The organism is Streptomyces sp. NBC_01622, assembly GCF_045209635.1.
Lineage (GTDB): Bacteria > Actinomycetota > Actinomycetes > Streptomycetales > Streptomycetaceae > Streptomyces.
Window position 1 is genome coordinate 3,195,419 of record NZ_CP109293.1, and the last position, 14,369, is coordinate 3,209,787.

13 protein-coding genes are annotated in these 14,369 nt (G+C 70.5%); 5 read left to right on the forward strand and 8 right to left on the reverse strand.

The annotated features are described in order from the left end of the window. Positions 1 to 348 precede the first annotated feature (348 nt). Together OH768_RS14225 and OH768_RS14230 are read right to left on the reverse strand one after the other, a co-directional pair. On the reverse strand, positions 349 to 1,581 hold the full coding sequence (locus OH768_RS14225) for a sensor histidine kinase (RefSeq protein WP_406453612.1): 1,233 nt from the start codon (positions 1,579 to 1,581) through the stop codon (positions 349 to 351). Between the two features lie 6 nt (positions 1,582 to 1,587). Continuing rightward, entirely contained in the window at positions 1,588 to 2,241 is a 654-nt protein-coding gene (locus tag OH768_RS14230) for a response regulator transcription factor (protein ID WP_010983842.1), read from the reverse strand. Between the two features lie 415 nt (positions 2,242 to 2,656). Between OH768_RS14230 and OH768_RS14235 the strand changes: the two genes are divergently transcribed. Then, on the forward strand, positions 2,657 to 2,830 hold the full coding sequence (locus OH768_RS14235; RefSeq protein ID WP_019072956.1) for a hypothetical protein: 174 nt from the start codon (positions 2,657 to 2,659) through the stop codon (positions 2,828 to 2,830). Positions 2,831 to 3,171: 341 nt separating this feature from the next. On the opposite strand, the gene OH768_RS14240 is transcribed toward OH768_RS14235, so the two are convergent. Together OH768_RS14240 and OH768_RS14245 are read right to left on the reverse strand one after the other, a co-directional pair. Further along, positions 3,172 to 3,987, reverse strand: a complete 816-nt coding sequence (locus OH768_RS14240) for an inositol monophosphatase family protein (RefSeq protein WP_406453614.1) — start codon at positions 3,985 to 3,987, stop codon at positions 3,172 to 3,174. A gap of 8 nt (positions 3,988 to 3,995) precedes the next feature. Further along, complete coding sequence (locus OH768_RS14245; RefSeq protein ID WP_406453616.1) at positions 3,996 to 5,123, reverse strand: ferrochelatase; 1,128 nt, start codon at positions 5,121 to 5,123, stop codon at positions 3,996 to 3,998. Positions 5,124 to 5,337: 214 nt separating this feature from the next. Here OH768_RS14245 and OH768_RS14250 point away from each other — a divergent pair, with 214 nt between their 5' ends. The 3 genes from OH768_RS14250 to sepH all read left to right on the forward strand — a co-directional run bounded on the left by OH768_RS14250 (position 5,338) and on the right by sepH (position 9,360). Beyond that, positions 5,338 to 6,585, forward strand: coding sequence for an MFS transporter (locus OH768_RS14250; RefSeq protein WP_406453618.1), 1,248 nt, complete (start codon positions 5,338 to 5,340; stop codon positions 6,583 to 6,585). After that, positions 6,545 to 7,864 carry a D-arabinono-1,4-lactone oxidase gene (locus OH768_RS14255; protein ID WP_406453620.1) on the forward strand — a complete coding sequence of 440 codons (1,320 nt, stop codon included), beginning with the start codon at positions 6,545 to 6,547 and terminating at the stop codon, positions 7,862 to 7,864. Before OH768_RS14250 ends, OH768_RS14255 begins: the two co-directional genes overlap by 41 nt. 470 nt (positions 7,865 to 8,334) lie before the next feature. After that, a complete protein-coding gene (sepH, locus tag OH768_RS14260) occupies positions 8,335 to 9,360 on the forward strand; it encodes a septation protein SepH (protein WP_262062482.1) in 1,026 nt (341 codons plus the stop codon). Between the two features lie 96 nt (positions 9,361 to 9,456). Here the strand turns inward: sepH and OH768_RS14265 are convergent, their stop codons facing one another. After that, a complete protein-coding gene (locus tag OH768_RS14265) occupies positions 9,457 to 10,308 on the reverse strand; it encodes a sulfurtransferase (protein ID WP_406453623.1) in 852 nt (283 codons plus the stop codon). A 317-nt stretch (positions 10,309 to 10,625) separates the two neighbouring features. On the opposite strand from OH768_RS14265, the gene OH768_RS14270 reads away from it, so the two are divergent. After that, entirely contained in the window at positions 10,626 to 11,429 is an 804-nt protein-coding gene (locus OH768_RS14270; protein ID WP_406453625.1) for a VOC family protein, read from the forward strand. Positions 11,430 to 11,805: 376 nt separating this feature from the next. On the opposite strand, the gene OH768_RS14275 is transcribed toward OH768_RS14270, so the two are convergent. From OH768_RS14275 to OH768_RS14285, 3 genes are read right to left on the reverse strand one after another with little or no spacing between them, the layout of a single operon-like run. Continuing rightward, a complete protein-coding gene (locus OH768_RS14275) occupies positions 11,806 to 12,453 on the reverse strand; it encodes a thymidine kinase (RefSeq protein WP_200711019.1) in 648 nt (215 codons plus the stop codon). A gap of 43 nt (positions 12,454 to 12,496) precedes the next feature. Then, positions 12,497 to 13,687, reverse strand: a complete 1,191-nt coding sequence (locus OH768_RS14280) for an alkaline phosphatase family protein (RefSeq protein ID WP_406453627.1) — start codon at positions 13,685 to 13,687, stop codon at positions 12,497 to 12,499. Beyond that, positions 13,687 to 14,274: a DUF5998 family protein gene (locus OH768_RS14285; protein ID WP_019072945.1), complete on the reverse strand. Its 588-nt coding sequence runs from the start codon at positions 14,272 to 14,274 to the stop codon at positions 13,687 to 13,689. Before OH768_RS14285 ends, OH768_RS14280 begins: the two co-directional genes overlap by 1 nt. Positions 14,275 to 14,369 lie beyond the last annotated feature (95 nt).

The following is a 14,369-nucleotide window of genomic DNA, read 5'->3' on the forward strand; positions in this document are numbered from 1 at the left end:
ACGCGTGAGAGGCCGGACTTGTGCCCGACCTGAGGCGGAGATTTTGCCTCACATCAAGGTCTGTTACTCAATCGACACCCAACCGGACCCCTCAAGAGTGATCGGCTTGGATGGCGAAGGGGACCGTACACGGTCCCAATGCCGCTCTTCAAAGGCACCTCACCGTGTACTTCCCGTGATCAAGACCCCTGAAAACCCGGATTTTCCCGGCTTTCCGACAGGGTGCATGATCACGGAGAGTAGATGCCCCGAAAATCGTGCTTGTGATCGATCACACACAAGAGTGCCGGAGAAGCGGCCAGAAAATTCCGCGCAAAGCGAACATCCTCGTGTGTCGGCGACATGATCTCAGATGGGCAGGGCGACTCGCATCACGAGCCCACCCCCCTCACGCGGCTGGGCCGAGATATGGCCACCGTGTGCGCGCGCCACGGACCGCGCGATCGACAGACCGAGGCCCACACCCTTGTCGCTGCCCGTTCGCTCCGTACGCAGCCGTCTGAAGGGCTCGAAGAGGTTGTCGATCTCGTACGCCGGGACCACCGGACCCGTGTTCGAGACGATCAGCACCGCATGGCCGTGCTGCACCTCGGTGGTGACCTCGACCCAGCCGTCCTCGGGCACGTTGTACCGCACCGCGTTCTGCACCAGGTTCAGGGCGATCCGCTCCAGGAGCACACCATTGCCCTGGACGATGGAGGGCTTCCGCTCGCCGCGGATGACCACGCCCTTGGCGGCCGCCTCGCCGTGCACCTGGTCGACGGCCTGCTCAGCGACCTCGGCGAGGTCCACGGGCTTGCGCTCGACGATCTGGTTGTCGCTGCGGGCCAGCAGCAGCAGACCCTCGACGAGCTGCTCGCTGCGCTCGTTGGTGGCCAGCAGCGTCTTGCCGAGCTGCTGGAGCTCGACGGGGGCGCCGGGATCGGACAAGTGCACTTCCAGGAGCGTGCGGTTGATCGCCAGCGGGGTGCGCAGCTCGTGCGACGCGTTCCCCACGAAGCGCTGCTGGGCGGTGAAGGCCCGCTGCAGCCGGTCCAGCATCTCGTCGAAGGTGTCCGCGAGTTCCTTGAGCTCGTCGTCCGGGCCGTCCAGTTCGATCCGGCGGGACAGGTCCGAGCCGGCCACCGCGCGGGCGGTCCGGGTGATCCGGCCCAGCGGGGACAGCACCCGGCCCGCCATCGCGTACCCGAAGGCGAAGGCGATGATCGCGAGGCCGAGCAGGGCCAGCAGCGAGCGGCTGAGCAGGTCGTCCAGGGCGTGCTGGCGCTGTTCGTTGACGCACTGGTCCATCGCGTTGTTGAGCGTGGTCGCCGACGGCTCGGACGGGAAGTTGCAGGTGCTGCTGCCGACCGAGCCGGAGATGACCTTGAAGGGCAGCTCACTGCCCACGTTCAGCGCGTGCGCCGCGAGCAGGTAGATGATCGACAGCAGCAGGATGCCGGCGATCAGGAACATGCCGCCGTACAGCAGCGTGAGCCGTATGCGGATGGTGGGACGCAGCCAGGGGAACGGCGGTTCGGGCCTTCTGGGGTCCCACGTGGGCTTCGGGGGCGCCTGGGGCGGCGCGGGGGTCGTCGCCACTGTGGATCAGATCCGGTAGCCGGAGCCGGGGACGGTGACGATGACCGGGGGCTCACCCAGCTTGCGGCGCAGGGTCATCACCGTGACGCGCACGACGTTGGTGAACGGGTCCGTGTTCTCGTCCCAGGCCTTCTCCAGGAGCTGTTCCGCGGAGACGACGGCGCCCTCGCTGCGCAGCAGCACCTCCAGGACGGCGAACTCCTTGGGCGCCAGCTGGACTTCCTTGCCGTCGCGGAACACCTCGCGGCGGTTCGGGTCGAGCTTGATGCCGGCGCGCTCCAGGACGGGCGGCAGCGGCACACTCGTACGGCGGCCGAGGGCACGCACGCGTGCCGTCAGCTCGCTGAACGCGAAGGGCTTGGGCAGATAGTCGTCGGCGCCGATCTCCAGGCCCTCGACGCGGTCGCTGACGTCGCCGGACGCCGTGAGCATCAGCACGCGGGTGGGCATGCCGAGCTCGACGATCTTGCGGCAGACGTCGTCGCCGTGCACGAGCGGGAGGTCGCGGTCGAGGACGACCACGTCGTAGTCGTTGACGCCGATGCGCTCCAGGGCGGCCGCCCCGTCGTACACGACGTCGACGGCCATGGCCTCCCGGCGCAGTCCGGTGGCCACCGCATCGGCGAGCAGCTGCTCGTCCTCGACGACGAGTACGCGCACGTCGCTTGTCCTTCCTCTGTCCACCCGCGTAGCGCGTCTCGGCGCACGCGGGCAGGGTCTTCGTGGCTGTGTGACCTCCATCCTGCCCTTTTCGGCCATAAGTCGGCTGTAAGGCGGCGGGGCGCGAGATGAAGGTCAGGTGTGAGGCCCGGGAATGCGGGATTTTCTCGATGGGTTGAGGTTTCCACCGGAGGGAGTGCGGGGAGGACGGCTTTACACCCCGCGATCACGCTCTGCATGTGGCAAGCCACCTTGTGGTACGTCCAACGCTTCCGCAGAGCGGGCGTGGGTGTCCGGCACCGTCGCCGCCCAGCCAGGGCAGCGCTGGGCACCCGCATCCGCAGACGTGATCGCCCCTTCCGAACGGCACACCCCCGTGCCACCCGACCCACGACCCAGGACGAGGGGGCGCAGCATGGACGCATTCACCGCAGGACTTCTGCAGCGCATAAGGGCGACCGAGACCGACCTGACGCGGGCTCGCGACGAGGGCGACGACTTCCTCGTCGAGGTGGAACAGGCCGAGTTGGACGACCTGCGCCGCCTGGCCGCCGACCACGGTGTGGAGGTCAGCGCGACGAGCGTCTGATCAGCGCAAACAGCAGAAAGGCGGGCCCCCGGCGAATCCAGCGCCGGGGGCCTGCTGCTTTTCGCTCTTTCGCCTTCGGGGCAGCTGGGCCGGGGTTGGGAAGGCGCCGTCGCGCGCGCCTCTTTTGCTCGGTCGCCTGCGGGGCGCCTTGAGCCGGTGTCGAGAGGCCCACCGTGCTCGGCGCTGCGCGCCTCCGCGCGCTGGGCCTCTCGACACCGGCGCGCCCCTTCGGCTCCCTCGGGGCCGGCGCGTGGGGACAGTGCGGCTTGGTGGGCCCTTGCCGTTGGCCTCTGCCTTCGCCGTTGGCCTCTGCCTTCGCCGCTGGTTCGGCCCGGGGGGCTTCAGTCGTGCCAGGCGCCGAAGTCCTCCAGGAGGCGTTGGAGGGGTTCGAAGACTCCCGGGGTGCCCGCGATCGCCAGATCCCGTGCGGGGCGTTCTCCGGGGCGTCCACCCGTCAGGGCGCCCGCCTCTCGGGCGATCAGGTCACCCGCTGCGAGGTCCCACGGGTTCAACCCGCGCTCGTAGAATCCGTCCAGCCGGCCCGCGGCCACGTCGCAAAGGTCGACCGCCGCCGAGCCACCCCGCCGGATGTCCCGCAGCAGTGGGATCAACTTCTGCGCCACAGCGGCCTGGTGGACCCGGACCGCGGTGACGTAGTTGAAGCCGGTCGACACCAACGCCTGCTCCAGGGGCGGCGCGGGCCTGCACGCGAGCCTGCGTTCGCCCTCCCACGCGCCCGTGGCCCACGCCCCGCCGCCGAGCACCGCGTGGAACGTCTCGCCGCGCATCGGGACCGCGACGACCCCGGCGACGGTCTCGCCGTCCAGCTCGGCCGCGATGGATACGGACCAAGTGGGCAGTCCGTAGAGGTAGTTGACCGTGCCGTCGAGCGGGTCGATGACCCAGCGGACGCCGCTGGTGCCCGTGACGGAGGCGCCCTCCTCGCCCAGGAAGCCGTCGTCGGGGCGCTGTTCGGCGATGAGGTCGGTGATCAGCTTCTCGGCCGCGATGTCCATCTCGGTGACGACGTCGATCGGGCTGGACTTGGTGGCGGCGACCGCGAGGTCGGCCGGGCGGCCGTCCCGCAGCAGCGCGCCGGCCTTGTGGGCGGCTTCCTGGGCGAGTGCCAGCAGTTCCTGGTGCAGGGGGTCGGTCACGGCGCTCCTCATGCGTAGGGGCTGTCGGCGCCCGCGGCGGCGGGACGCGGGGCGCGGGCCGGGCAACAGCCCACAGGGCAGAGGTTGTGGCCGGCGCCGAGGGCGCCCAGGGCGCAGGGCGTGACCTGCCCGCCGTTCTCCACGGCGGCGCGTTCCAGGGCGAGTTCGCGGACGGCGGCGGCGAAGCGCGGGTCGGCGCCGACGGTGGCCGAGCGGCGGACCGGTAGACCCAGTTCCTCGGCCTTGGCCTTGGCCTCCGTATCGAGGTCGTAGAGGACCTCCATGTGGTCGGAGACGAAGCCGATGGGGGCCATGACGACTGCGGGGACGCCTGCCGCGTGGCGCTCCTCCAGGTGATCGCAGATGTCGGGCTCCAGCCACGGGATCTGCGGGGCTCCGGAGCGGGACTGGTAGACGAGCTGCCAGGGGTGGTCGACGCCGGTGCGCTCGCGGACCGCGTCGGCGATCAGCCGGGCCACGTCCAGGTGCTGCGCTACGTACGCCCCGCCGTCGCCGTGGTCCTCGACCGGGCCGGAGCTGTCGGCCGCGGCGGTCGGGATGGAGTGGGTCGAGAAGGCGAGGTGGGCCCCGTCACGGACGTCCTCGGGGAGGTCGGCGAGGGATTCGAGCACCCCGTCGATCATCGGCTCCAGGAAGCCGGGGTGGTTGAAGTAGTGGCGCAGTTTGTCGACCTTCGGCACCTCCAACCCCTCAGCCTCCAAGGTCGCCAGGGAGTCGGCGAGGTTCTCGCGGTACTGGCGGCAGCCCGAGTACGAGGCGTAGGCGCTGGTGGCCAGGACGAGGATGCGGCGGCGGCCGTCGGCGACCATCTCGCGCAGGGTGTCCGTGAGGTACGGGGCCCAGTTGCGGTTGCCCCAGTAGACCGGCAGGTCCAGACCGTGGTCCGCGAAATCCTTGTGGAGGGCGTCCAGGAGGGCGCGGTTCTGGTCGTTGATGGGGCTGATCCCGCCGAACAGGAAGTAGTGCCGGCCCACTTCCTTGAGGCGTTCCTTGGGGATGCCTCGCCCGCGTGTCACGTTCTCCAGGAACGGAACCACCTCGTCCGGGCCTTCGGGGCCGCCGAACGAGAGCAGGAGCAGGGCGTCGTAGGGAGTGGCATCGAGCGCGTCTGGCATGTGTCCGATCCTGCCACCCGCCACTGACAGCCGGGAAACGGAGGGGTGCCGGGCCGCGAGCCCGGGGCTTTCGGGGAGGTGAGTCCGGGGGCAGCACGGGCGGGTGCATCGGGCCGGACCTGCTCGTAAGCTGTATCAGCCGCATTCGCACCTTACTGAGCCGTCATCTCCTCATTACCGAGCCGCCCCGCGCCCTTTCCGACCGGAGTCACCCGTGCCCAGCCCCTATCGCGCCCTCTTCGCCGCCCCCGGCTCCAAGGGCTTCTCCGCCGCGGGGTTCCTCGGCCGGATGCCCCTGTCGATGATGGGCATCGGCGTGGTCACGATGGTTTCCCAGATCAACGGGCGCTACGGGCTCGCGGGCGCGCTGTCGGCCACCATCGCGCTGGCCGCCGCCGCGATCGGGCCGCGGATCTCGCGGTGGGTCGACCAATACGGGCAGCGGCGGGTGCTGCGTCCGGCGACGCTCGTCGCGCTGGCCGCGGCGGCCGGGCTGCTGCTGGCCGCCCGCTTCGGGTGGCCGGACTGGGTGCTGTTCGTGTGTGCCGCCGGTATCGGCTCGGTGCCGAGTCTGGGCGCGATGGTCCGCGCGCGCTGGGCGGCCGTCTACCGAGGCACCCCGCAGCTGCACACGGCGTACTCCTTCGAGTCCGTGGTGGACGAGGTGTGCTTCATCTTCGGGCCGATCATCTCCATCGGGCTGTCCACGGTGTGGTTCCCGGAGGCGGGTCCCCTGCTGGCCGCCTGCTTCCTGGCGGTCGGCGTCTTCTGGCTGACCGCGCAGCGCGCCACCGAGCCCGCGCCGCACCCGCGTGTGCGGGGCGCCGAGGGCGGCGGCTCGGCGCTGCGGGCGGCCGGTCTCCAGGTGCTGGTGGCCACCTTCGTGGCGACCGGGGCGATCTTCGGGGCGGTCGACGTGGTCACCGTGGCGTTCGCCGACGAGCGGGGTCACAAGGGCGGCGCCAGTGTGGTGCTCGCCCTGTACGCGGCGGGGTCCTGCGTGGCCGGAGTCGTGTTCGGGCTGCGGCGCTTCCGGGGAGCGCCCGAACGCCGGTGGCTGCTGGGCATATGCACGATGGCCGTGAGTATGATCCCCCTCCTACTGGTCGGAAACTTGCCGCTTCTGGCCGTGGCGCTGTTCCTTGCGGGACTGTCCATCGCACCCACGATGATCACGACGATGTCCCTCATAGAAGAGCACGTACCTCGCGCGAAGCTCACCGAAGGCATGACCTGGGTGAGTACCGGCCTGGCGGTCGGGGTCGCGCTCGGCTCCTCGGTCGCCGGCTGGGTGATCGACGCAGCCGACGCGCGGGCCGGGTACGGGGTTCCGGTGGTCGCCGGAGCCGTCGCGGTCGCGGTCGGTTTCCTCGGGTACCGCCGGCTCAGCAGACCGGCACCGGGTCGGGGAGGCACCGTTGTTGGGCACCACAGCGAGCGCGAAGAACGGCACGTGGCGTAACTGGGGCGGGACGGTCGCGTCCCGGCCCGCGCGGGAGGTCACGCCCGCCTCCGTCGAGGAACTGGCCGCGGCCATCCGCAGGGCCGGTGAGGACGGTCTGACGGTGAAGGCCGTCGGCAGCGGGCACTCCTTCACATCGATCGCCGCCACGGACGGTGTGTTGATCCGGCCTCAACTGTTGACCGGCATCCGCAACATTGATCGCGATGCATTGACGGTCACGGTCGAGGCGGGCACCCCGCTCAAGAGACTCAACATGGCTCTCGCGCGCGAGGGTCTGTCGCTCACGAACATGGGCGACATCATGGAGCAGACGGTCTCCGGGGCGACCAGTACCGGCACCCACGGCACCGGACGCGAATCGGCCTCCATAGCCGCCCAGATCAGGGGACTTGAGCTGGTGACGGCGGACGGCTCGGTGCTCACCTGTTCCGAGAAGGAGAATCCGGACGTCTTCGCGGCGGCCCGGATCGGTCTCGGCGCCCTGGGCGTCGTCACCGCGATCACCTTCGCCGTGGAGCCCGTCTTCCTGCTCACGGCCCGCGAGGAGCCGATGACCTTCGACGAGGTCACCGGACGCTTCGACGAACTCTGGGCAGAGAACGAGCACTTCGAGTTCTACTGGTTCCCGCACACCGGCAGCACCAACACCAAGCGCAACAACCGCAGCGCGGGCCCGGAGCAGCCGGTGGGCAAGGTGGCCGGGTGGATCGAGGACGAGTTCGTCTCCAACGGCCTCTGGCAGGTGGCCAACTGGGTCGGCCGCGCGGCGCCCGCGAGCATTCCGGCCATCGCGCAGATCTCCACCCGGGCCTGGTCCACGCGGACGTACACGGACATCCCCTACAAGGTCTTCACTTCACCCCGCCGGGTGCGGTTCGTCGAGATGGAGTACGCCGTCCCGCGCGCGGCTCTGGTGGACACGCTGCGGGAGCTCAAGGCGATGGTCGACCGTTCCGACTTCAGGGTCAGCTACCCGGTAGAGGTGCGCACCGCTCCCGCGGACGACATCGCCCTGTCCACCGCCTCCGGCCGGGACAGCGCCTACATCGCCGTACACATGTACAAAGGCACGCCGTATCAGGCGTACTTCACCGCCGCCGAGCGCATCCTCACCGCGCACGAGGGCCGGCCGCACTGGGGCAAGGTGCACACCCGGGACGCCGAGTACTTCGCCGGGGTCTATCCGCGCTTCGGCGAGTTCACGGCGCTGCGGGACCGGCTTGATCCTGAACGGCGGTTCCAGAACGACTACTTGCGGAGAGTGCTGGGGCAGTAGCCGACGAACCGTCAGGCGAGTCGGGCGGGGAATCGGCCGGACCCTGTTCCCCGCGACGTGCGGCACGCTTGGACAGTTCCGTTTCGGGCTATTGCGTGAAGTACGCCACTTTCAAGATCGCCCGAACCCCGCTCCGGACCGCCAAGTCCCGCCCCCCACAAGAAGTTGGGTGGCGTGCCAATCCACGCACGTGGTCCAAATGGAGTACTGTTGCGAGCCCTGGGTGCGGTCTCCTGCCAGGGCGTCCGCGGCCTTTTGGACCGCCCAGAGGGGGCCAGTTGCACAGGGTGACGTAGTTGGTCACTTAGCGTTGCGAATAGGTAACCGTGCCATAACGGCGAGTCCGGGCCCGTGCCCGACACGCCGGGCAACTCGGCAAGGTTGTGGCAGGCTGCACCCGGGCAGGCCACACTCGACTAGCGGAAGCAGCGACGCACGTGACGTCGGCAGGCACCACCCGGGAGGTCCCCATGCCCGAACTGCGTGTCGTGGCCGTCTCTAACGACGGCACACGGCTGGTGCTGAAGGCTGCGGACAGCACGGAGTACACGCTTCCGATTGATGAGCGTCTGCGCGCCGCCGTACGCGGCGACCGTCCCCGCCTCGGCCAGATCGAGATCGAGGTGGAGAGCCATCTCCGCCCCCGAGACATCCAGGCACGTATACGTGCCGGCGCCTCCGCGGAGGAAGTCGCGCAACTCGCCGGCATCCCCGTGGACCGGGTGCGCCGCTTCGAGGGTCCCGTGCTCGCCGAGCGTGCCTTCATGGCCGAGCGTGCCCGGAAGACCCCTGTCCGCCGCCCCGGTGAGAACGCCGGACCCCAGCTCGGCGAGGCCGTGCAGGAACGGCTGACGCTGCGCGGTGCCGAGAAGGACACCGTGCAGTGGGACTCCTGGCGCCGCGACGACGGCACCTGGGAGGTCCTGCTGGTCTACCGGGTCGCGGGCGAACCGCACTCGGCGAGCTGGACGTACGACCCGCCCCGGCGGCTCGTCCAGGCCGTCGACGACGAGGCGCGCTCGCTGATCGGCGAGTCCGACGACCTCTCCGCCACCCCCGAGCCCAGCTTCCCGTTCGTCCCGCGGATCGCCCGGCTGCCCCGCGACCGCCCGCTGGACCGTGCCCTGGAGCGCCCGGAGCGTCCCGCGCTGCCGTCGCCCGAGCCGGTCGAGGAGAGCGAGCGCGACTCGCTGACCAGCCTCCTGGAGGCGGTACCGAGCTTCCGTGGCGACATGGTGGTCCCCGAGCGCCCCTCGGAGACCCCGGAGGAGCCCGTCGAGGAACCGGAGGCGGAGGAGCCCCCGGCACCCGCCGCCTCGGCCGGTTCGGCCTACGCGGACGTCCTCATGCCCCGCTCGGTCGGCGCCCACCGTGACCGGCTCATCGGCTCCACCGACCGCCAGGCCGAGGCGGACGGCGTTCGCCCGGGCCGCAGAGCGGCGGTCCCGAGCTGGGACGAGATCGTCTTCGGCACACGAAGGAAGAAGCAGGAGTAGTCAGCCGTACGAGCGGTTCGCCGTAAGGGAGTTCGGCTACGACAGGGAGGGCCCGCGCCGGTTTCGGCGCGGGCCCTCCCTGTCCCTCTACGGCCGCTACTGCGGGTCGGGGCCGACGGCGACCGGGCGCTCCGGGTCCGCGGACCACTCCGACCAGGAGCCGGCGTAGAGTCCGGCCGGAATGCCCGCCACCGCCAGGGCCAGCACCTCGTGGGCGCCCGAGACACCGGAGCCGCAGTAGACGCCGACTCCCGTCCCCTCCGTGGCGCCCAACGACTTGAAGCGGGCCGCCAGTTCCTCCGCCGGGAGGAAGCGGCCGTCGGTGCCCACGTTCTCGTTGGTCGGCGCGGACACGGCGCCGGGGATGTGGCCGCCGACCCGGTCGATCGGCTCCACCTCTCCCCGGTAACGCTCCCCCGCGCGGGCGTCGAACAGGACCCCGCTGCGGGCCAGCGCGGCGGCACCGTCCGCGTCCAGGAGCTGCACGGCCCCCGGCTCCGGCGTGAAGTCGCCCTCGGCCGGCGTCAGCACATCCGTCTCCAGAGGACCCTCCCAAGAGGGAAGGCCGCCGTCGAGGACCCGCACGTCCGGGTGACCCGCCCAGCGCAGCAGCCACCACGCGCGGGCCGCCGCCCAGCCCTGGCCGCCGTCGTACACGACGACCGCGCGGTCGGCCGATACACCCGCGCGGCGCATCGCGGCGCCGAAGCGCGCGGTGTCGGGAAGGGGGTGCCGACCGCGGGCGCCGGGGGCCGAGGCCAGTTCCTGGTCGAGGTCTACGTAGACAGCGCCCGGGATGTGCCCGGCCGCGTACTCGGCACGTCCGTCGAAGGGCGGTTCACCTGCGGTCTTCGCGACGCTGAGCTGCCAGCGGATGTCGAGGAGGACCGGCGGGTTCGTCCCGGCCAGATCGCTCGCCAGTTCGGATGCGGAGATGATGGCGTTCATGGCCACCATCCTCGCGCAAGGGGTGGCCGACACGTCCAGGTCCGACTACTCTGCCCGCCGGACAGCCTCGATCACGAGGCGTACGGGATCGAGCACATGGTGTACAACCGATGGACACCCCACGGCAATCAACGGGAAACGGACGAGGGGCCACAGACCGGGCATCCTCCGTACGTGAGCCGCCCGCCGACGGCGCGGCCGGGGCGCGCGGCGCCGCAGGGGGTGCGAGCATCGGCTCGGGGCGTGACGCGGCTGCGGCACGCGGATCCGCAGTGCGGAAGAAACGGCCACCGCGAGGGGCCGAGGAGAAGGTGACGATGACCGAGGCACGGGGGTCGGCCGGCCTGAACGGCGACACGCACACTCGGCGTACGCAGGGCACACCCTGCTGGGTGAGTCTGATGGTGCACGGCATGACCACGACTCAGGAGTTCTACGGAGAGCTGTTCGGTTGGGAATTCCAACCCGGTCCCCACCAGCTCGGCCCCTACGTGCGGGCCCTGCTCGACGGTCAGGAGGTGGCCGGCATCGGCCAGCTGCCGTCGGACCGGCATCTGCCCATCGCCTGGACGCCGTATCTCGCCTCGGACGACGTGGACCAGACGGCCGAGACGGTACGGATGTGCGGCGGCACCGTCGGAGTGGGCCCCCTGGACGCGGCCGAGGCCGGCCGTCTGGCCATCGGCTCCGACCCGTCGGGGGCGGTGTTCGGCATCTGGCAGGTCGCGGAACACCTCGGTACGTCCATCACGGGCGTCCCCGGCACACCCGCCTGGAACGAGCTGCTGACCTTCGAGACCGCGAGCGTCGCCAAGTTCTACGAGGCGGCGTTCGGCTACGAGGAGGTCCCGGTCGACGCCGCCGACCTCGACTACGTCACGCTGCACCTGGACGGCACCCCGGTCGCCGGCATCCACGGCGTCGGCACCGCCCTCCCCCGCGACCGGGGCCCGCACTGGATGACGTACTTCGAGGTGGCCGACACGGACGAAGCCCTACGCCGCGTCACGGACCTCGGCGGCCACACCCTCGAACCACCCCACGACAGCCCCCACGGCCGCGTGGCCACGGTGGCGGACCCCGAGGGAGCGATGTTCTCGGTGATCCAGGGGCCGCACTAGCCCTTCGGGTCGCTTGCGGGGCACCGCTGTCGACTTGCCTGCTCTCAGTTCCGGCGCCGGTGTCCGACAGCACGAGGGAGGAGACACGTTGAGCCGCTGGCCGTACGACCACCCGCCGCCCGGGGACCGTCGCGTATCCGTGCGGTTCGAACGCAGGAACACGGGCACTGCCGTCTACGACGACTCCCCGTCCAACCGGACGACGGCGATCGACAAAGACGGGCAGCAGCTCTCCGCATCGTTGAACAATTCAACGGCCGGTACGCCGTTCCTGGCACCATCACGATCAGTGCCGGGAAGACAGCCCTCGGGTTCGTCACCTTCCAGGTGACGACGTCGGCGAGTGGCAGGTGCACTGAGCCGGAAGTCGTGAACCCTAGGCCGACGTCATCGGCAGTACATCCGGCGACAGCGCCGCCGCCCGTGCCGTAGCCGACGTCATGCGGCGGCGGTGATGGCGGCGGCACAGGACCTCGTAGCCGATGGCCTCCGCCTGGTTGACGTCGCCGACGACCACCTGGGCGCCCTCGACGACCATCTCGCCGCCTATCGTGCGGGCGTTGTGGGTGGCGCGGGCGCCACACCAGCAGAGGGCCTCTACCTGGAGGACCTCGACGCGGTCGGCGAGTTCGACCAAGCGCTGGGAGCCGGGGAAGAGCTTGGAGCGGAAGTCGGTCGTGATGCCGAAGGCGTAGACGTCGAGGCCCAGGTCGTCGACCACGCGCGCGAGTTGGTCGATCTGCACGGGCGCCAGGAACTGTGCCTCGTCGGCGATGACGTAGTCCGCGCGGCCGCCCTGGGAGAGGTGGTCGACGAGATACGCGTACAGGTCCTGCTCGTCCTCGACCTCCACCGCGTCGGTGACCAGGCCGAGGCGTGAGGAAAGTTTTCCCTCGCCCGCGCGGTCGTCCCGCGTGAAGATCACCCCTGCCAGGCCGCGCGCCGAGCGGTTGTGCTCGATCTGGAGCGCCAGGGTCGACTTCCCGCAGTCCATCGTTCCGGAGAAGAACACCAGCTCGGGCATGGGAAGTTGAGCACCTTTCGGCGAAGAGGAGGACGATGGGGCTTCAGGAGCGTACTTCGAGCAGGGGGACCAGCTGTTCGGCAGGGGTCATGGAACCGTGGTTGCCGACCATCGCCGACTCCTTCGGCTCCCGCTCGGACGCGATGACCAGGACGTCGTCCCGGGCCGCCACGATCACGTCGCCGAGACGGTCGTAGACGCGCTCGTCGACCGTCGGGCCGAACCAGCCCGCCTCGATCGCCTCGTCCCGCGACGCCACCCAGAACTGTTCGCCGAGCACCTCGCGCCAGCAGGTCAGTACGTCGCTCTCGGCGCCCCGGACCGCGTAGACATGGCGTGCGCGGCCCTCGCCGCCGAGGAGGGCGACCCCGGCGCGCAACTCCCAGTCCGCGTCGAAGTCGATGCGGTGCTCCTCGTCGAAGGGAACGTCGATCATGCCGTGGTCGGCGGTGACGTACAGCGCGCTGCGCGGCGGCAGTTGCTCGGCGAGGCGCTGGACGAGCCGGTCGACGTACATGAGTTGACCGCGCCAGGTGTCGGAGGCGACGCCGTAGCGGTGGCCGGCGCCGTCGAGTTCGGCGTAGTACGTGTACACCAGGGAGCGGTCCCCGGCGGCCAGTTGCTCGGCCGCGAGGTCCATGCGTTCCTCGCCGGTCAGCCGCCCGAGGAACGTTCCGCCACTGAGCGCGACCTTCGTCAGCGGGGTGTTCTGGAAGGTCGGGGACGACACCTGGGCGGCGTGCACGCCCGCGTCCTGGGCCAGTTGGAAGATCGTGGGGTACGGCTGCCAGGACTTCGGCTCGCTCCACGGCTGCCAGCGCAGCTGGTTCATCAGCGCGCCGGTGCCCGGGTTGCGCACGGTGTAGCCGGGCAGGCCGTGCGCGCCCGGCGGCAGGCCGGTGCCGACGGAGGCGAGGGAGGTCGCGGTGGTCGCCGGGTAGCCGGCGGTCAGCGGGCGTCCCGTGCCGCCGCGCGAGCTGCCGAGGAGCGCGTGCAGGTACGGCGCCTCGTCGGCGTGGTCCTTGATCTGCTCCCAGCCGAGGCCGTCGACCAGGAAGACGCAGTTGCGGTCGGCCGCGGTCAGTTCCGGGATCGCCGCGGTCGTACCGGGTACGCCCATGCCGGCGGCCAGGGTGGGCAGCAGGTCGGCGAGGGAGCCGGAGCCGTACTCGGGGACGGGTGCGGACTCGACGGCGAGGGGTTCGGGGTGGTCCCAGGTTGCGGGCTGCGCCATCAGCGGGGAACGTCCGCGGTCGCCTCGGAGAGCGACTGCGCGAAGGCGAGGGTCTGCTGCACCGTCTCCGGGCCGTCCCCGGCCTCGCTGACGCGCAGGCTCAGGTCGTCCGCCGTCGAGTTGCCCGTGTAGCCGTGGTCGGCCTCGCAGTTGGGATCGCCGCAGGCGGCCGGCTCCAGATCGATCCGGGAGACGGCACCCCAGCCGATGGTCAGCACGACCTCGCGGGGCGGTGTGCCCGGCTTGTACGACTCCGGGTTGGCGACCACGCGGCTGAGCACCACCGACGAGATCCGGCCGATCTTCACGGACTCCGTGGACGTCGTGGCGTAGGGCGTCGGGGAAGTGCTGTCGGCGGCCTGCTCGTCGGTGTGGCTGACGATGAAGCGGTTGCCGGTGAGGACGAGCACGGTCACGTGCCGGCGTACCTCGTTCTGGTCGAACGTGGTCTCCTGGTGGACCAGGAACGACCGGATCGGCTCGCCGCCCACGGCGGCCTCCACCGCCTCGGCCACGAGGGCCGGGTAGTAGCCGCTGCGCTCGATCGCCGCACGCAGCCCCTGGGTCGTCGTACTGGTCTTGGCCATGACGTCCATCCTACGGTGGCCCACTGACTGCGAGGCACCGCCGAGCACGGTCTTGTCACTGCCGTCTCAGTACACGGGATCAGTACCCGGAAGCG

Bases quoted from the DNA above. Each gene is read 5' to 3' on its own strand.
- OH768_RS14265 (WP_406453623.1), bottom strand. From the start codon at position 10,308: ATGAACGCCATCATCTCCGCATCCGAACTGGCGAGCGATCTGGCCGGG.
- sepH (WP_262062482.1), top strand. From the start codon at position 8,335: ATGCCCGAACTGCGTGTCGTGGCCGTCTCTAACGACGGCACACGGCTG.
- OH768_RS14270 (WP_406453625.1), top strand. From the start codon at position 10,626: ATGACCGAGGCACGGGGGTCGGCCGGCCTGAACGGCGACACGCACACT.
- OH768_RS14280 (WP_406453627.1), bottom strand. From the start codon at position 13,687: ATGGCGCAGCCCGCAACCTGGGACCACCCCGAACCCCTCGCCGTCGAG.
- OH768_RS14285 (WP_019072945.1), bottom strand. From the start codon at position 14,274: ATGGCCAAGACCAGTACGACGACCCAGGGGCTGCGTGCGGCGATCGAG.
- OH768_RS14275 (WP_200711019.1), bottom strand. From the start codon at position 12,453: ATGCCCGAGCTGGTGTTCTTCTCCGGAACGATGGACTGCGGGAAGTCG.
- OH768_RS14235 (WP_019072956.1), top strand. From the start codon at position 2,657: ATGGACGCATTCACCGCAGGACTTCTGCAGCGCATAAGGGCGACCGAG.
- OH768_RS14245 (WP_406453616.1), bottom strand. From the start codon at position 5,123: ATGCCAGACGCGCTCGATGCCACTCCCTACGACGCCCTGCTCCTGCTC.